We start from the raw sequence: 16,077 nt of genomic DNA, 5'->3' as shown, positions 1-16,077 counted from the left end.
GATCAAGCGCCGATCTCGGCCGCCGGCTTCACCTTGGCCTCCGTGGGGCGGATACGTTCGCTGGCCAGAAGCACGACCGGGCAAGAGACGGCGGCAAGCACTGCCGTCGCGGTATCGCCGAAGAACAGCTCTTCGCCCGGCCTTTGCGTGACACCCATCACCACCATAGCAGCGCCCTTGGCGACCTCCCTGGCGATCGCCAAGTCCGGCGTGGCGCGGGTGCGGATGGCGGTGTCGACCTGCACGCCATAACGAACCGCCAGATCGGCAATGTCCTTCAGCATGGCTTCCTCGCGCCGATGCGAGACGGAGGTGGTCTTGCGGCCTTGCCGTGCCGCCTGCGACACGTAGAGGACCTTGACCCGCGCCCGGTGCGGGCGCGCCAGCGCCAGGGCCAGATCGGCGGCGCGGCGTGACACTTCGGTGCCGTTGACTGGGACCAATATGGTGGTTCCCGTCCGCAGCACCGGCATCTTGCCGGTGGATATGGCGCCGTTCAACACCAGGCACAGTGGACCGTCGAACCCCTCGGTGATGTCGTTCAGCGCCGGTGTGAACGACCCCTTCGCCGTGAACGCGTTCTCCAGGCCAAGCAGCAGCAGGCCGTAGCCCTTGCGGGCTTCCTCGGCGATCGTGGCAGCGGTGGCCTCGGATTCGGTGCGGGTGGTCAGATGGACTTTCTCGACCAACGTGTCCTCGGCCTTGCTGACGGCTTTGGCGCTTTTCTGCGCACCTTTCTTGACCTCCCTCACTGACCGCTCCGGGCCCTTGTCGCGGGTCGGGTCGGCGAGCTTGCCGTCCTTGAGATGGAGCAAAGTGGTCGGCATGCCGCCGCCACCGCCGATCAGCCCGCCGAGATAGGCGGTGAACTTGCCGACCGGGCTGTCGTCGACCAGCAGCAACAAGCGCTCCAGCTTCGAGACGAAACCGCGCTCGTCGAGCAGCTCGCGGTCGACGCGCTGCTTCTCGTCATCGTTGACAGGCAGGCGGCCGAGCGCCCAGCGCAGCATTGGCGGCATGGCGAGCGTGGTGATGACGGCCATGGTGACGATCATTGTGAAGAGGTTGTGGGAGAGGATGTTCATCGACAGGCCGATGCTGGCGACGATGACCTCGGTCGAGCCGCGCGCGTTCATGGCGCTGCCGACGGCGGTCGCTTCCTTCAGCGACATGCCGGCAATCCTGCCGCCGATGAAGGCGCCGCCGAACTTGCCGATGCTGGCAATGACCACCAGCGCTAGCGTCAGCAGCGCCAGGGTCGGATCCGTAAGCACTGTCAGGTCGGCCGAAAGGCCGGCCATGCCGAAGAACACCGGCATGAACAGCGCTGTGATGACGCCGCGCAACTGGCCCTCGATGTGGTTGGACAGGATCGGCGATTCGCCGACCAGGATGCCGGCGACGAAGGCGCCGAGCACGGTGTGGACGCCGATCAGATTGGTGATCAGGGCCATCACGCCCATGATGATCAGGATGACTGATATGACGGCGTACTCGCTGCGGAAAGAGTCGTTGCTCCAGCGGATCAGCGTGAACACCAGACGGCGGCCGATGGTGAAGGAAAACACCATGAACAGCGCCACCTCGGCGACCGTGGTGACCAGCGGAAAGAGCTGCAGGCTGCCATTGGTGGCGATGCCGAAGGTGACGGCGATGATGAGCCAGCCGATCGTGTCTTCAATGATCGCCGAGGAGATGATGACCTGGCCGAGATTGCGGCGCATGAAGTTCATTTCGCGCACCACCATGGCAACGATCTTGACCGAGGAGATCGACAGCGCGGTGCCGAGAAACAGCCCGGCGACGATGCGCTGCGCCGGATCGGGCAGCAGCGCGTCGGGCAGGAACTGCGCCATTGCGAAGCCGCAGACGAAAGGCACGACGACGCCGGTGATCGAGATCGAAAAGCAGGCAGCACCGACCCGGCGTACGAGGCGCAGGTCGGTCTCCATGCCGGTCAAGAGCAGAAGCAGCAGAATGCCCAGCTGCGAGACCGCGTCGATCATGCTTTTTTGCGCCGGGTCGGTCGAGAAGATCAGGTGCTGCGCCTCGGGCCACAGCCAGCCGAACAGAGAAGGCCCGAGCAGGATGCCGCCGATCAGCTGGCCCATGATCGCCGGCTGGCCGTAGCGCTGGAAGATCTCGCCCAGGCCGCGGCCGACCAGGAGCAAGAGAACGATCTCGGCGACAAACAGCCCCTCCGCCGAGCCGCCCATGCCAGAGGCGTGGCCGGTCGGCTGCGCGGCCAAGGCCTGGCCTGTCGGCGCCATGCCGAACACGGCCAGCATAAGGGCCAGCGCAATGTTGCGTGACGTCGTTGCCGATCGACAGGTCATGGGTTCCCTCAAACGCCGCGGCGACTGACCATCACAACGCACGGGCGTCCATTTGCGTTGCAGCCGCCTGTCGCCAGACATTGCTGTCAGACATGGACGTCGCCGAAGGAGAGTTCGCCGTCGTCGTCTGCCGCGAAAAAAGCGAAGGCGAGCAGCCCGATATAGAATGCCGCAACAATTGCCACGATCGCCAGGCCGGGAATAGGGCCGAGGGCGGCACTGTCGACGGCCTCGCGAAGCGAGCCGACAAAGCCGATCCTGACGCTTCCGGCCTGAAGGCTCGGGGTCGATATCTTGAGGACCCAGGCCAGCAGCAGGATCAGGAAGAGATAGAGGTAATTTCGCCGCAGGCGGCGCGCCAGCGCGACACGCTGTGACAGCAGGAACTTTGGCGCGCGCAGGCCTTCGCCGACGATGAGCAGCCAGTCCGAGGCGAAGTCGGGCTGCGGGGAAAAGATCTGCGCGAAATAGTGGCGTTCGAACTGGCGTACGCGCGCCCGATAGAAATCGAAGAACCGATAGCGGCGCGCCTCGATCCACAGCAGCAACAGGATCAGCAGCATGGCGAACAGCAGCACGCCGTGATGTGCACTCGCCGTCGACAGTGATACCGAAAGCAGCGCCGCCGCCACCGTGATTGCCCAGTTGGTCGTCAGGTCGAGCCGGTCGCGCCATCCCGCCATGCGAGCGATCTCGGCGCGGTGGAAATGCGACAGCGTGTTGACGCGCTCCGCCGATGAAAGGACGGGGCCAACGGGCTTTGCCGACGCGTCGTTCATGGCATCCTCCGGCAAGGAACAGAACAGTTTGCCGGCAACATTGTTCCAAGACGCTCACGCAAGAGCGGTATCGGCCACTCGTGATCTATCTCGGCTGCACGCTTTGAGAATCTTCCAGCCTTCGGCAACATGGCGGTGAGGCTGGGAGCGCGAAGATGAGCAAGGCCATTTCCACCGCATCGGCGGGGGCCCCGCGCAAGTTGGTGATGGCGCTGACCGAGGCGTTGGTCGCCCACACCATGCGTGCTGTCGAGGATGCCGGACCGACGCCGGGCATGGTTCACATGACCGATGCCGACTATGCGCGCATCCGCGACGAGTTGCTGGCCGGCGCTCCGGCCGGGCCGCTGAAACTATTTGCCTATGGCTCGCTGCTGTGGAAGCCCGCCGGGGAGGTGAGGGGCGGAGAACGCGCGGTGGCCAGCGGCTGGCATCGTTCGTTCTGCTTCACGGTGCAGCGTTTTCGCGGCACGGTCGAAAAGCCCGGCTTGATGATGGCGCTCGATCGCGGCGGCCAGTGCCAGGGCATGGTGTTCGAGATCGCGGAGCCGGTGGCGGCTAATCTCGAAGCGCTGCTGCGCCGCGAGATGACCATCCTGCCCGCCGTCAACGTGCCGCGCTGGCTGCAGGTCAGGACCGAAGGCGGCCCATGCCGCGCGCTCGGCTTCGTCGTCGATCCCGCCAATCCGCGTTATGCCGGCAAGCTCGACAAGCAGACGATCGCGGCGACGCTGGTCACAGCCGTCGGTCATTGGGGCTCGGGCGCGCAATATCTTTTCGAGACGATCCGCCACCTCGAAGCCTGCGGCATCCGCGACCGCAATCTGTGGCGGTTGCAGGAACTGGTGGCCGAGGAGATCGGACGCCGGTCGTTCAGCCGTCCCTGAGCCATACCAGCATCTCACCGGGCTCGCGGTTGTCCCAGGCGAAATAGGGAATGGCGGTCAAGCGCGTCTGCGCGGTGGCCGGCGCCTCGGGCCTGTACAGCCCGCTTTGCCAGTCGTCCACGGCATCGGCCTGCGCGGTAGCTGACAGCGTCACCACGCCGCCGAGAAGTTCCGGCCGGTGCTGCGCTTCGATGGTGGCCGTCCGCGGCAGCGTCAGGCGATGCGGCTGGCTGTCGTTGTCGGTTGCCTCGACACAGTAGATCAGCGGACCGCGCGACAGCGCGACGCGGCCGGCATCCTGGCGCACCTGCGGGTTGGCATAGAGCCGCTCGATCGGCATTTCGAGATCGAGCCGGACATTGTCGCCCTTTTTCCATGTCCGCTTGATCGCGGCGTAGCCGTCGCTGGTGATTTCAGCCAGCTTGATGGCTTCGCCGTTTACCTTCAACTGGGCATTGGCGCTCCATGCGGGAATGCGCAGGTGCAAGGTGAATTCGACGGGCGCCTGCGGTTCAAGCGTGATCTCGACGGCGCCGTCCCAGGGATAGCGGCTCGTCTGCGTCAGGCTGACCGGGACGCCCGACATGTCGAAACGGGCGGTCGAGTCGCCATAGAGGTGGACGGCCAGCGCATCGTCGGCCAGGCTGTAGAAATAACTGCCGATCGAGGCGACCATGCGTCCGATATTGGGTGGGCAGCAGGGGCAGCGGTGCCATTTCCATCTGTTGTGCTTGCCCCGGCTTTCCAGCGGATTCTCGTAGAAGAACAGCGAGCCGTCGAGCGACAGGCCGGAGATCGAGCCATTGTAGAGCGCGCGTTCCATCATGTCCGCGTAGCGGGCGTTCGGTCCCATGCCGAGCATGCGGCTGGCCCAGAACACCAAGCCGACGGCGGCGCAAGTCTCGGCATAGGCGCTCTCGTTGGGCAGGTCGTAGTCGCTGGTGAAGCCCTCATTGTGCGCCGACGGGCCGAGCCCGCCGGTAATGTAGAGGCTCTTGGTGGCGAGGTCGTCCCACAACCGGTCAAGCGCCACCCGCAGCGTTTCGTCGCCATATTCGGTGGCGATGTCGGCCATGCCCGAATAAAGGTACATCGCCCTGACCGCATGGCCGACGACCTTGTCCTGCTCGCGCACCGGGATGTGCGACTGGCTGTATTCATAGGTCTTGAAATGGTAGGCCTTGGGGTCTGCGTTGCGGGCATGCGCCTCCTCGTCGAAATAATGCGGTTGTTGGCCGCGCTGGTCGATGAAGTATTTCGCCAGCTCCATGTATTTCCGCTCGCCGGTCACCCGCGCCAGCTTGACCAGCGCCAGCTCGATCTCCTCATGGCCGCAATAGCCTTTCTTCTTGCCGGGCTCCGGCCCCAGCACCGAGGCGATGTGGTCGGCATAGCGGCTCATAATGTCGAGCAGCTTGCGCTTGCCGGTCGCCTGGTAGTAGGCGACCGCGCCCTCGATCAGATGGCCGGCGCAGTAGAGCTCGTGGCAGTCGCGCAGGTTGGTCCAGCGCTTGCCGGGCTGGATGCGCTGGTACCAGCTGGAGAGATAGCCGTCCTCTTGCTGCAGTCTGCCATACATGTCGATGACGGCGTCGATCTTCTTCTCCAGTTGCGGGTTCTTGCGCCGGTAGAGCGAATAGGCCGCGGTCTCTATGGTCTTGCCGAGATCGGAATCCCAGAACATCTGCGTGGTCACCGTCGATCCCGTGAATTCCGCGCCCTGGCGGTCGGCTTCGTCGGGCGAGGGCGAGTGGAAGGGGATGACGACGCCGGGTGAGGGCCGGTCCGGATCGATCTGCTCCAGCATGCGTGCCTCGACGCAGCGTTCGTAGAGGATGTCGGCGGTGCGGGTGGCCACCGCGTCGGCGCGGTCGCCCCAGAAGCCGTGCACGTCGACCTGCGGCACCGGCAGCGGGCGGAAGGCGAGCTTTGGGTCTCCGGTTTTTGCGGATGGCGATGCGGTCATGAACTCACTCCATTCTATTTGACGGCCCCGGCCATCAGGCCGCGGATGTAGAAGCGCTGCAGCGCCAGGAACAGGATGAGGCAAGGCACCATCATCACGGTGACGCCCGCCTGCACCGCGCCCCAGTCGATGGCGCCGAAGCGGCCCGACTGCAGTGCGGTCATCATCACCGGCAGCGTGAACTTGGATTGGTCGGTCATCAGCACGAGGGCGGCGAGGAATTCGTTCCAGGCGCCGAGGAAGGCAAACAGGGCGATGGTGACTACGCCCGGCCAGACCAGCGGCAGCATCACCTTCAAAAGCATTGTGAGATTGCTGGCGCCGTCCATGCGGGCGGCCTCCTCGATTTCGCGCGGCACCGCGTCGAAGGCGTTGCGCATCATGAAGATCGAGAACGGCAGTTGCAGCGTCACATAGACGCCGACCAGGCCGGTCAGCGTGTTGTGCAGGCCAAGCTTGGTCAGCACCAGGAAGATCGGCGTCAGGATCGACTGGAACGGGATCATGATCGTCGACAGGATGAGGATGAAGAACAGGTCCTTGAACGGAAACCGGAACCGCGAAAAGCCGTAGCCGGCCAGCACGCTGACGGCCACCGACAGCACCACCGTCATCACCGAGACATAGATGCTGTTTTGCGCCGAGACCCACAGCCCGTCGCCGAAGCTGTTGAGCGTGGCGTAGTTCTCCAGCGAGAAGCCTGTCGTCGGCCAGGGCGGCAGCGGCGGCAGGCGTGCTTCGGCCGCCGGCTTGAACGCCGACAGCACCGCCCAGACGATCGGCGCGGCAAACAGCACCGAGGCGACGATGCCGGTCGAATGCTCGCCGATACGGGCCAGGAGCTTGCGGTTGCGGGAGGCGGCCTGCGCCATCAGTCGAGCCCCTCGGGTTTGCGCAACAGCCAAAGCTGGACGAGGCTGAGCGCCACCAGGACGACGAGCAGCACCATGGAAAGTGCCGCGCCATAGCCGAGCTTGAACGACACGAAGGACTGGTTGAAGATCCAATAGACCGCCGTCAGCGTCTGGTTGCGCGGGCCGCCGCGCAGGATGATGTAGAACTGGTCGAAGGCGAGGATCGAGCCGGCGACCGACAGGATCAGCGCCAGCGCCAGCGTACGACGCATCAGCGGCAAGGTGATCGCCCGGAACCTGGCGAACGGACCGGCACCGTCGATGACGGCCGCCTCCTGCAGGTCCTGCGGGATCGATTGCAGGCCGGCCATCAGGATGATCATGGTGAAGCCGGCGACCTTCCAGACGACCATGGCGATGATCGACCAGAAGGCCGGCTGGAAGGTGGCCAGAAGGTTGAACTTCCTGTCGATCAGGCCAAGGTCATAGGCGGCCGGGCTGAACAGGCCGGAATCGACGTTCAACAGCCATGACCAGAGCAGGCTGGCCGAGGCGAAACCGACCACCGCTGGCATGAAGAACATGGTCCGGTAGAGATTGGTCAGCGGACGCGGCCTTTCGACGAACAGCGCCAGCGGAAACGCCACCACGAAGATCGCGATGGTGACGATCACGGTGTAGTAGGCGGTGAAGCGCAGCGCGTTCCAGAACCTGGTGTCGCGCAGGATGGCGACGTAGTTGCCGAGGCCGATATAACTGTGCTCGCCCATCAGCGGCCAATTGTGCAGCGACATCCACGCCGTCATGCCGAGCGGGATCAGGAAGAAGACGACGACCAGCGCGACAGCCGGCGCGACATAGAGCAGGCCGATCCATTGTTGGCGGCTGGCGACCTTGCGGGCGCGGGGCGGGGCAGGGGTTGCTGCGGTGATGACGGTCATGGCTGTTCCCTTGGCGCTGCGTCCCCCTCCCCCTTGAGGGGAGGGTCCGGCCGAAGGCCGGGGGTGGGGTCCTCTGCGCAGCGCACTGACGAAAAAGGAACGTCGAGCACTGCCGAGGCGACCCCACCCGGACCTGCGGTCCGACCTCCCCTCGAGGGGGAGGTGGGGTTGGCGCTTATTTCTGCGGCGCCTGGTCGATGATCGACTGCATCGTCTCCTGCGCATTGGCGATGGCGCCGTCGACATCGTCGCCGAAGAAGACCTCGTTGATCATCTGCGTCCACGGCCCGTTGGCGGAGTTGATCAGGTCGTTGAACACCACCGAATAGGGTGTCTTGCCCTTGGCCATGGCCTCGGCGGCGACCTGGTAGCGCGGATCGAGATCCTTCAGCGCCTCCTTGGCGATGTCGCCGCGCACCGGCAGGCTGCCGTATTTGGCGAGGATGGTCTGGCCCTCGAGCGAATAGGCGAAGTCGAGGAACTCCTTCACCACGGGCAGTTTCGTGGTGCCCTTGGTGACGACGAAATTGTCGCCGCCGGCAAAGGACGACCAGCCGCTGTCCTTGCCCGGCAGGAAGGTGACGCCGTAGTCGATATCGGGATACTGGGTGTTGAGCGCACCGATGGCGAAGGCGCCGGACGGCGAGATGCCGATATTGCCGGCGGCGAAGGCGGCAAAGAAGTTGGCGCCGGTGTCGGTCTGCGCACCTGCCGGGACCAGGTCTTTCTTGACCATCGAGCGGTAGAGATCGATGGCGCCGCGCAGCTGTGGGCTGTCCAGCGTCGCCTTCGAGCCGTCTTCGCTCAGGATGTCGCCGCCAGACGCCCAGATCAGCGGCGTGAAGGTGAAGATGTTGCAGCCGCCGCAATTGCCGGAGAAGTAGAAGCCCTTGATGTTGCCGCCGAGCGCATTGACCTTCTCGGCATCGGCCGCGATCTCGGCCCAGTTGGCCGGACCTTTTTCGGGGTCGAGGCCGGCCTGCTTGAACAGCTTCTTGTTCCAGATCAGCACCGAGGCGTCGGCGGAGAAGGGCAGGCCGTAAATGTGGTCCTTGTAGGTGCCGGTCTTCACATGCGCCGGCGACAGGCTGGCAAAATACGGCAGGGACTTTGCCCAGTCGGTGATGTCCTCCAATTGGCCGGCTGCGGCGAAGGAGGGCGTGTAGATCAGGTCGAGCGACAGCGCGTCGGGCGCTGTGCCGCCGGCGGCCGCGGCACCGTATTTCGGGATGATCTCGGCATTGGGAATGATGTCGAGCTTGACTTGGTTGGTGTGCGCCTTGTTGTACGCATCGACGATCCTCGGCATGAAATTCGAGCCGTCGGCGCGCACCCAGATGTTGGCCGTCTCGGCGGCGGCAGTACCGAGACCGCCGCCCAGAACGGCAGCGGCCAGGGCCAGTTCGGCAATCAGGTTCCTCATGTTCTCCTCCTCCAAGGTTGGCCGCGGTCCGCGGCTTGGCGCCGATTGCGCGGCGCTTCGTTTTCAGCCACCCGGCGGATGGCCGCATGACTGCCGCACCACCAGCCGGCACGGCAGTTTTCGAATGCCCGGCGCGGCGGGCTTGCCGCCGACCAGCGAAAGCAGGGTCAACCCGGCCTCGCGCCCGAGCGCGACCAGGTTCATGTCGACAGAGGTCAGCGGCGGGCGCGTCGCCTCGGCCACGATCTCCCAATTGTCGAAACCGATGACGCCGACATCACTGGGGACGTCGAGGCCGCGTTCGCGCAGAGCATCGATGACGCCGCGCGCGATCTGATCGTTGCCGCAGAAGACCGCGTCCGGCCTTTCGCTTTTGCCGTCGAACAGTTGCGCAACCGCCTGGTGACCCCAGGCTTCCGACCAGGAGCCGAGCAGCGGCTCGCTGACCGGGAGACCGTTTTCGACGAGCACGTCGCGGTAAGCCTGGACTCGCGCGTGCACCACGGCAAAGCTCGCCGGCCCGGTGACGTGGGCGATGCGCTTGCGGCCAAGCCGGCAGAAATGCTCGACGGCCAGCCGGGCGCCGCCAACATCGTCCGAGACGAAGGCGACGGCGTCGGGGTCGGGCTGCGTGAAGGCATAGATCACCGGGACGCGCAGATTGGAGAGGTCGACGGGCAGATGGCGATCGATGCGCTTGCCGGTGGCGATGATGCCGTCAACGCGCTTGTCGAGCATGGCGTCGACATGCATCTGGCCCAGCCGCGGATCTTCCTCGACATTGCACAGGAACACCGAGACGCCATTGTCGACCAGCGCGTCCGAAATGCCCGACATCAGCGGCAGCGAGAAGCGGCCATAGGTATCGTTGGTGAGCAGGCCGACGGTGAAGCTGCGCCGCCTGAGCAGGCTCTGCGCCAGGCTGTTGGGCCGGAAGCCAAGCCGCCGGGCGGTCTCGCGAATGCGTTCGCGCGTCTCGGCTGTCATCCGGCCCTGGCTGTTGAGCGCCTTGGATGCGGTGGCGACGCTGACGCCGGCCTGCGCCGCCACGTCACGCAAGGTGACTGGCTTGGAAAAGACCGGAACAGGCAGATCGTCCGATGGCATCGCGCCGAAAGTCCTTGGTTGGGAAAAGGTTTTCTCTTACCGACCTGAATGAGGCCCGGCAGGTAGCCGAGCCCGATCGAAATTGTTTGAGAAAACCTTTTCTCAGATGAAGCTAGGCCAGATCGGATCGCCGTTCAAGGGAAAAAACTGGTTGGGCCTTCGGCTCTCTTCCTCCGAATGCAACGCGGGGGTAAAGCAGCGCCGGCAGCACGTAGCTCAGGGGAAGAGCGCCAGTCGCAGTGCTGGAGGCCCTCGGTCGAGACGGGGCGGGCTGCCGCTCGAGGCGTGAAAGATCGCAGCGTGCGCGGGAAGCGAGGTCCGGCAAAGGGTTGGCGCTGCGGGGCAGCAAGCCTGGCCGCCATATGTGCTGGCGGACGCTCTGAAGATCGCGCCGAAATTCTGAACAATCCCTCGGGGATTAACCTTTCCGTAAATATTTGGCCGCTACTTCAACAGCCATGGCCTCGTGGCGGAGCGGCTACGCTGGAGACGGCAAATCTCTGAAGCCTCGGTTCGATCCCGAGGCGAGGCCTCCAAAATTTCGCGTCGACAGCAGTCCCAATCTGCCCCACGGGCAGTCAGCCCCCACGAATAGATTTGTGCGTTACCAAGGCGGTGCGGACCGGCCGTTAAAGCAGTCCTGTCTTGCATTTGGCATGCCGGCACCCGCGAAAAGAGTGCTATGGAAGGGAGCCGAGCGTTCTTGCTTCGCTTTTCCCTGACATTCGAGGCCTTTCGTGCGTGAACCGTCGCTGCTGCCCGTCTTTGGAAAACTTGGCCTCAAGGCCCCTGTCGCCCTGGCGGCGGCACCGGTCTCGTCGGCAGGTGTGTCGCACCTGCGGAAGCTCGTGGCGGTGCATGGCGGCATGGTGCTGAAATTGTCGGTCGTCGCCTGGACGGTGCTGATCCTGGGCGCCGTGTTTTTCACGATGCAAGGCTGACCGGGATGGCCAACCGCTACACGCTGCGCATGGAGCTTCCCCAGAGCTGGAGCATCATCGATGTCTTCACCGGCCAGCCTGCGGTTGTCCGGCAAAAGGTGATGGTCGGGATGGGGCCGCGCGAGGCCGAGGACATGGTCGTGCAGATGAATGTCCGCGACGTCAAACGCCGCGAAAGGGCCGAGCGCAAGACCTGACCGCGGTGAGCGCCAACTCGCCGCCGTTTCAGCCGAAATCGGCCGCCGTCAGCACATACATGCTCTTGTGGGTGCGGTCGTAAGCCTTAGACGCCACCTCGCGGATGGCGCTGCTCTCGGTGTCGAATGTCTGGAGATAACCGGCTTCGTCGGCAGCAGTGCCCGGCCGCATCTTGGCCATGGCGTCGGCAGCGACGGAAAAGGAGATTTGGAACATGCCGTCATGGCCAACAAAACGGATGCGCTGGCCCGCTTCGTCATAGCTGCGGCTGCGGTTGGGGAAGGTGAGGCTCATGTCTTGGCCTCCGCGACTTTCTTGGTCACCCGCTTCTTCTTCGGCGTCGGATTGAGGGCCTCGGCGACACGATCGGCCTCTTCCTTGGCCAGCCGAAGCTCTCTCAGCCTTGCCGTCTTGATCTCCCTGGCTCTTGCCTCGGACATATATTCGGCGGTTGCCTTGTTTTTCTCCGCTGTCTTCTTCTGCTTGTCGACAAAGCGGGCTTCAGCTTTTTCCATGATCGTCTGATTGCCTTCGGCCATCGAAGAAATCTCCCTTGTGCCTGAAACCGTGAAAGTGAACTTGTCCGATAAATAGGCACTCGATCGGCAAAATTCAATCTTTTGAATTATTTGACATTCTGCGGATATCACGAAACGGCCAGCCGAAATAATACTTTTGAATATTTAATGCGGTCCGCGAATAATTTTTGGCACTCCTATCTATCGAGTGCCAACGCGTCTATAGAGGGGGGCGTGGCCGCCTGTGCCGGCCCCAGAAAGAAAGTTCCCATGAAATTTCGGCCACTCCACGACCGCGTCGTCATTCGTCGCGCCGAAGGCGATATCAAATCCAAGGGCGGGATCATCATCCCCGACACTGCCAAGGAAAAGCCGCAGGAGGGTGAAGTCATCGCTGTCGGCCCTGGCGCACGCGACGAAACCGGCGCGCTTGTTCCGCTCGACGTCAAGGCCGGCGACTTCATCCTGTTCGGCAAATGGTCGGGCACCGAGGTCAAGATCGACGGCGAGGACCTTCTGATTATGAAGGAAGCCGACATCATGGGCGTCATCGACAAGAGCGAGACGGCTGCAACCGACAAGATCGTGGCCGCCAAGAAAGCTGCCTGACCTCATTTTCTCCGAACGAACTGGATAAAAATCATGTCTGCCAAGGAAATAAAATTCTCCACCGACGCGCGCGACCGCATGCTGCGCGGCGTCGAGATCCTCACCAATGCGGTGAAGGTCACGCTCGGCCCCAAGGGCCGCAACGTCATCATCGACAAGGCCTATGGCGCGCCGCGCATCACCAAGGACGGCGTCACCGTCGCGAAGGAAATCGAGCTTGCCGACAAGTTCGAGAACATGGGCGCCCAGATGGTGCGCGAAGTGGCCTCGAAGACCAACGACCTCGCCGGTGACGGCACCACCACCGCCACGGTGCTGGCCGCCTCGATCCTACGCGAAGGCGCCAAGCTGGTCGCGGCCGGCATGAACCCGATGGATCTCAAGCGCGGCATCGACCAGGCTGTCGCGGCTGTCGTCGTGGAAATCAAGGCGAAGGCCAAGAAGGTCAAGTCGTCGGCCGAGATCGCACAGGTCGGCACCATCGCCGCCAATGGCGATGCCAGCGTCGGCGAGATGATCGCCAAGGCGATGGACAAGGTCGGCAATGACGGGGTCATCACCGTCGAGGAAGCCAAGACCGCAGAGACCGAACTCGACGTCGTCGAAGGCATGCAGTTCGACCGCGGCTATCTCTCGCCCTATTTCGTCACCAATGCCGACAAGATGCGCGTCGAGCTGGAAGAGCCCTACATCCTCATCCACGAGAAGAAGCTCGGCAATCTGCAGGCGATGCTGCCGATCCTCGAAGCGGTGGTGCAGAGCGGCAGGCCGCTGCTGATCATCTCCGAGGACGTCGAGGGCGAGGCTCTGGCGACGCTGGTCGTCAACAAGCTGCGCGGCGGCCTCAAGGTTGCGGCCGTCAAGGCGCCGGGCTTCGGCGATCGCCGCAAGGCGATGCTGGAAGACATCGCCGTGCTGACATCAGGCCAGATGATCTCGGAAGACCTCGGCATCAAGCTTGAAAACGTCACCATCGAGATGCTCGGCCGCGCCAAGCGCGTGCTGATCGAGAAGGACACCACCACGATCATCGACGGCGCCGGCACCAAGGCGACCATCCAGGCGCGCGTCGCCCAGATCAAGGGCCAGATCGAGGAGACGACCTCCGACTACGACAAGGAAAAGCTGCAGGAGCGGCTGGCCAAGCTCTCCGGCGGCGTAGCCGTCATCCGCGTCGGCGGCGTCACCGAGTCGGAAGTCAAGGAAAAGAAGGACCGCATCGACGATGCGCTGAACGCCACCCGCGCGGCGGTCGAAGAAGGCATCGTACCCGGTGGCGGCGTGGCTCTGCTGCGTGCCCGCTCGGTGCTTGGCGGCCTGACCGGCGCCAATGCCGATGTCACGGCCGGCATCACGATCGTGCTGCGGGCGCTCGAAGCGCCGATCCGCCAGATCGCCGAGAATTCCGGCGTCGAAGGCTCTGTTGTCGTCGGCAAGCTCACCGACAGCAAGGATCACAATCAGGGTTTTGACGCCCAGAACGAGGTCTATGTCGACATGATCAAGGCAGGCATCGTCGATCCGGCGAAAGTGGTGCGCACCGCACTGCAGGATGCCGGCTCGATCGCGGCCCTTCTGATCACCGCCGAAGCGATGATCACCGACATCCCGGCCAAGGATGCCGCGCCTGCGGGTGGCGGCGGTGGCGGCATGGGCGGCTACTAAAACCCAGGACTTGTCCGATCTGTTTGAGATGTGAATGGCGGCCCCCGATCGGGGCCGTCATGATTCTTAAGACGATCCATCGCAAAGTTTACGCATAGCTGCCTTGCCGCCCGGCTCAGCGCCGGGAGGCAATCCTGATCTTGCGGCTTTCGGAGGCGACGCAATCCACGCTAGACTGTCCAGGCGGCCGTCTGGTTGCGAAGCTCGCCGGACTTTGGCAAGCGATCGGACGAACAGCTATCCTCGATACGGAGACACGTTCATGTTTGCGGCCAAGGCCATCGACACCTCAGACAAGGCCGCGTTCTACCGCGACCTCGCCACCCAATTGAAGGCGCTGCTCGAGGGTGAGCGCGATTCGATCGCCAACGCCGCCAACACCGCCGCACTGATCTTCCAGATGGTGCCGGACCTCAATTGGGCCGGTTTCTATTTCCTGCAGTCGGACGAGGAAATGGTGCTCGGGCCGTTCCAGGGCAAGCCGGCCTGCGTGCGCATCGCCGTCGGCAAGGGCGTGTGCGGAACGGCGGTCGAACTCGGCACCTCGATGCTGATCAAGGACGTGCATGATTTTCCCGGCCACATCGCCTGCGATGCCGACTCGCGCTCGGAACTGGTGGTGCTGCTCGAGGACGATGAAGGCGTCTTCGGCGTGCTCGATCTCGACAGCCCGCTGCCCGGCCGCTTCGACAAGGCCGACCAGGCCGGCATCGAGACGCTGGCGGCGATCTATGCCGCGGCGAGTTCGTTCGAGGACTAATCAGCCTACGAACTTCACCAGCATCAGGCTGAAGCCGCCGATGAACAGGAAGGCGCAGAAGGCGAGCGCCAGCGGGCGCAGGCCGCGCGAGCGCAGCTGCGAGATGTCTGCCTGCAAGCCCATGGCGGCCAGGCCCATGGTCAGCATGATGGTGGTGGCGAGCGCCATTGCCGACTTCACCTCGGCTGGCACCGTGACGAGGCTGTTCAGCGCCACGACGGCGACGAAGGCGGCGACGAACCACGGCATGGGCGGCCGCGCCGCCACCTCACTGCTGTTCTTGCGGCGTGCCATCAGGCCGAGCGCGACGACCATCGGCGCCAGCATGGCGACGCGGGTCAGCTTGGCGACGGTGGCGATCTCGCCGGACTGGGTGCCGTTCTGAAAGCCGGCGCCGATCACCTGCGCCACTTCATGGATCGAAGCGCCGGCCCACAGGCCGAAAGCGTGCTGGTCGAGGCCGAGCATGGGCGCCATGAGCGGGAAGCCGAGCATGGCGACGGTGCCGAACAAGGTGATCGAGGCGACGGCGTAGGTGACGTCTTCGTCGCGCGCATCGGTGACGATATTGGTGGCAACGATGGCCGAGGCGCCGCAGATCGAGGTGCCGGCGGCGATCAACTGCGCCAGCTTGGCGTCGACGCCGATCAGCCGGCCGAGCGTGATGGTGAAAACGAAAGTGGCGCCAAGCGTCGCCGCGACAATGCCGACGCCGCCGGCGCCGATCGAGACGACCTGGCCCAGCGTCAGCTGGAAGCCGAGCAGCACGATGGCGAAGCGCAGCAGGGGCTTTTGCGAGAATGCGATGCCGGCCTTGGCGTGCACCGGCGTGCCGAGCACGTTGGAGTAGATCATGCCGGCGACGACGGCGAGGATCATCGGGCTGAACAGCGCGAAGCCGGAAACATTGCGGGCCGAGAAGGCGACGGCAGTGATCATCGTGACAAGGACGATGCCGGGGACGATGCCATTCCAATTGAGGGATTTTCGCCCCTGGGTCAGATCGACAGGAAACGCGCTTTTCGGAATATCGTTCGTGAAGTGGGAAACGGAAGACAATGCAATGCTCCAGGCAGGTACGCTGGGAGAATGT

The 16,077-nt window shown here is 64.0% G+C and carries 16 protein-coding genes and 1 tRNA gene; 7 read left to right on the top strand and 10 right to left on the bottom strand.

Features of this window, described 5'->3' with window-relative positions; translation table 11 throughout:
* Positions 1 to 2: 2 nt before the first annotated feature.
* Positions 3 to 2,216, bottom strand: coding sequence for a cation:proton antiporter (locus tag MESCI2_RS0103465; RefSeq protein ID WP_032900390.1), 2,214 nt, complete (start codon positions 2,214 to 2,216; stop codon positions 3 to 5).
* A gap of 206 nt (positions 2,217 to 2,422) precedes the next feature.
* Positions 2,423 to 3,115 (bottom strand): DUF2270 domain-containing protein, encoded by a 693-nt coding sequence (locus MESCI2_RS0103460; RefSeq protein ID WP_027035333.1) that lies wholly within the window; start codon positions 3,113 to 3,115, stop codon positions 2,423 to 2,425.
* Between the two features lie 155 nt (positions 3,116 to 3,270).
* Here MESCI2_RS0103460 and MESCI2_RS0103455 point away from each other — a divergent pair, with 155 nt between their 5' ends.
* On the top strand, positions 3,271 to 4,002 hold the full coding sequence (locus MESCI2_RS0103455) for a gamma-glutamylcyclotransferase (RefSeq protein ID WP_027035332.1): 732 nt from the start codon (positions 3,271 to 3,273) through the stop codon (positions 4,000 to 4,002).
* On the opposite strand, the gene MESCI2_RS0103450 is transcribed toward MESCI2_RS0103455, so the two are convergent.
* From MESCI2_RS0103450 to MESCI2_RS0103430, 5 genes are all read right to left on the bottom strand, one after another.
* Positions 3,989 to 5,968 (bottom strand): glycoside hydrolase family 127 protein, encoded by a 1,980-nt coding sequence (locus MESCI2_RS0103450; protein ID WP_027035331.1) that lies wholly within the window; start codon positions 5,966 to 5,968, stop codon positions 3,989 to 3,991. The genes MESCI2_RS0103455 and MESCI2_RS0103450 overlap by 14 nt on opposite strands.
* A gap of 14 nt (positions 5,969 to 5,982) precedes the next feature.
* Entirely contained in the window at positions 5,983 to 6,840 is an 858-nt protein-coding gene (locus MESCI2_RS0103445) for a carbohydrate ABC transporter permease (RefSeq protein WP_027035330.1), read from the bottom strand.
* Positions 6,840 to 7,763 (bottom strand): carbohydrate ABC transporter permease, encoded by a 924-nt coding sequence (locus MESCI2_RS0103440; protein WP_027035329.1) that lies wholly within the window; start codon positions 7,761 to 7,763, stop codon positions 6,840 to 6,842. The genes MESCI2_RS0103445 and MESCI2_RS0103440 overlap by 1 nt, the downstream gene beginning before the upstream one ends.
* A 175-nt stretch (positions 7,764 to 7,938) precedes the next feature.
* Entirely contained in the window at positions 7,939 to 9,186 is a 1,248-nt protein-coding gene (locus MESCI2_RS0103435) for an ABC transporter substrate-binding protein (RefSeq protein ID WP_027035328.1), read from the bottom strand.
* Positions 9,187 to 9,249: 63 nt separating this feature from the next.
* Entirely contained in the window at positions 9,250 to 10,293 is a 1,044-nt protein-coding gene (locus MESCI2_RS0103430; protein ID WP_027035327.1) for a LacI family DNA-binding transcriptional regulator, read from the bottom strand.
* Between the two features lie 460 nt (positions 10,294 to 10,753).
* Between MESCI2_RS0103430 and MESCI2_RS1000000137815 the strand changes: the two genes are divergently transcribed.
* The 3 genes from MESCI2_RS1000000137815 (at position 10,754) to MESCI2_RS0103420 (ending at position 11,431) form a co-directional block, all read left to right on the top strand.
* Positions 10,754 to 10,829, top strand: a tRNA-Cys gene (locus MESCI2_RS1000000137815).
* Between the two features lie 201 nt (positions 10,830 to 11,030).
* Positions 11,031 to 11,234, top strand: a complete 204-nt coding sequence (locus tag MESCI2_RS0103425) for a hypothetical protein (protein WP_024503909.1) — start codon at positions 11,031 to 11,033, stop codon at positions 11,232 to 11,234.
* Between the two features lie 5 nt (positions 11,235 to 11,239).
* A complete protein-coding gene (locus MESCI2_RS0103420; protein WP_024503908.1) occupies positions 11,240 to 11,431 on the top strand; it encodes a hypothetical protein in 192 nt (63 codons plus the stop codon).
* Positions 11,432 to 11,459: 28 nt separating this feature from the next.
* Here the strand turns inward: MESCI2_RS0103420 and MESCI2_RS0103415 are convergent, their stop codons facing one another.
* Together MESCI2_RS0103415 and MESCI2_RS0103410 are read right to left on the bottom strand one after the other, a co-directional pair.
* Complete coding sequence (locus MESCI2_RS0103415) at positions 11,460 to 11,726, bottom strand: DUF1488 domain-containing protein (RefSeq protein ID WP_024503907.1); 267 nt, start codon at positions 11,724 to 11,726, stop codon at positions 11,460 to 11,462.
* Complete coding sequence (locus MESCI2_RS0103410) at positions 11,723 to 11,971, bottom strand: hypothetical protein (RefSeq protein WP_027035326.1); 249 nt, start codon at positions 11,969 to 11,971, stop codon at positions 11,723 to 11,725. The genes MESCI2_RS0103415 and MESCI2_RS0103410 overlap by 4 nt, the downstream gene beginning before the upstream one ends.
* Positions 11,972 to 12,220: 249 nt before the next feature.
* Here MESCI2_RS0103410 and MESCI2_RS0103405 point away from each other — a divergent pair, with 249 nt between their 5' ends.
* The 3 genes from MESCI2_RS0103405 to MESCI2_RS0103395 all read left to right on the top strand — a co-directional run bounded on the left by MESCI2_RS0103405 (position 12,221) and on the right by MESCI2_RS0103395 (position 14,984).
* The gene (locus MESCI2_RS0103405) at positions 12,221 to 12,559 is read left to right on the top strand and encodes a co-chaperone GroES (RefSeq protein WP_027035325.1); all 339 of its coding nucleotides are present in this window, start codon (positions 12,221 to 12,223) and stop codon (positions 12,557 to 12,559) included.
* 33 nt (positions 12,560 to 12,592) lie between these two features.
* Positions 12,593 to 14,224 (top strand): chaperonin GroEL, encoded by a 1,632-nt coding sequence (gene groL / locus MESCI2_RS0103400; RefSeq protein ID WP_027035324.1) that lies wholly within the window; start codon positions 12,593 to 12,595, stop codon positions 14,222 to 14,224.
* A gap of 262 nt (positions 14,225 to 14,486) precedes the next feature.
* Entirely contained in the window at positions 14,487 to 14,984 is a 498-nt protein-coding gene (locus tag MESCI2_RS0103395; RefSeq protein ID WP_027035323.1) for a GAF domain-containing protein, read from the top strand.
* Here MESCI2_RS0103395 and MESCI2_RS0103390 read toward each other — a convergent pair whose 3' ends face one another.
* Complete coding sequence (locus MESCI2_RS0103390) at positions 14,985 to 16,043, bottom strand: YeiH family protein (protein ID WP_027035322.1); 1,059 nt, start codon at positions 16,041 to 16,043, stop codon at positions 14,985 to 14,987.
* Between the last annotated feature and the right edge of the window lie 34 nt (positions 16,044 to 16,077).

It is taken from the genome of Mesorhizobium ciceri WSM4083 (assembly GCF_000519305.1).
Classification (GTDB): domain Bacteria; phylum Pseudomonadota; class Alphaproteobacteria; order Rhizobiales; family Rhizobiaceae; genus Mesorhizobium; species Mesorhizobium ciceri_B.
Note: the sequence above shows the minus strand (reverse complement) of the source record. Positions and strands in the feature narration are given on the sequence as shown.

Bases quoted from the DNA above. Each gene is read 5' to 3' on its own strand.
- MESCI2_RS0103465 (WP_032900390.1), bottom strand. From the start codon at position 2,216: ATGGGCGGCTCGGCGGAGGGGCTGTTTGTCGCCGAGATCGTTCTCTTG.
- MESCI2_RS0103460 (WP_027035333.1), bottom strand. From the start codon at position 3,115: ATGAACGACGCGTCGGCAAAGCCCGTTGGCCCCGTCCTTTCATCGGCG.
- MESCI2_RS0103455 (WP_027035332.1), top strand. From the start codon at position 3,271: ATGAGCAAGGCCATTTCCACCGCATCGGCGGGGGCCCCGCGCAAGTTG.
- MESCI2_RS0103450 (WP_027035331.1), bottom strand. From the start codon at position 5,968: ATGACCGCATCGCCATCCGCAAAAACCGGAGACCCAAAGCTCGCCTTC.
- MESCI2_RS0103445 (WP_027035330.1), bottom strand. From the start codon at position 6,840: ATGGCGCAGGCCGCCTCCCGCAACCGCAAGCTCCTGGCCCGTATCGGC.
- MESCI2_RS0103440 (WP_027035329.1), bottom strand. From the start codon at position 7,763: ATGACCGTCATCACCGCAGCAACCCCTGCCCCGCCCCGCGCCCGCAAG.
- MESCI2_RS0103435 (WP_027035328.1), bottom strand. From the start codon at position 9,186: ATGAGGAACCTGATTGCCGAACTGGCCCTGGCCGCTGCCGTTCTGGGC.
- MESCI2_RS0103430 (WP_027035327.1), bottom strand. From the start codon at position 10,293: ATGCCATCGGACGATCTGCCTGTTCCGGTCTTTTCCAAGCCAGTCACC.
- MESCI2_RS0103420 (WP_024503908.1), top strand. From the start codon at position 11,240: ATGGCCAACCGCTACACGCTGCGCATGGAGCTTCCCCAGAGCTGGAGC.
- MESCI2_RS0103415 (WP_024503907.1), bottom strand. From the start codon at position 11,726: ATGAGCCTCACCTTCCCCAACCGCAGCCGCAGCTATGACGAAGCGGGC.
- MESCI2_RS0103410 (WP_027035326.1), bottom strand. From the start codon at position 11,971: ATGGCCGAAGGCAATCAGACGATCATGGAAAAAGCTGAAGCCCGCTTT.
- MESCI2_RS0103405 (WP_027035325.1), top strand. From the start codon at position 12,221: ATGAAATTTCGGCCACTCCACGACCGCGTCGTCATTCGTCGCGCCGAA.
- groL (WP_027035324.1), top strand. From the start codon at position 12,593: ATGTCTGCCAAGGAAATAAAATTCTCCACCGACGCGCGCGACCGCATG.
- MESCI2_RS0103395 (WP_027035323.1), top strand. From the start codon at position 14,487: ATGTTTGCGGCCAAGGCCATCGACACCTCAGACAAGGCCGCGTTCTAC.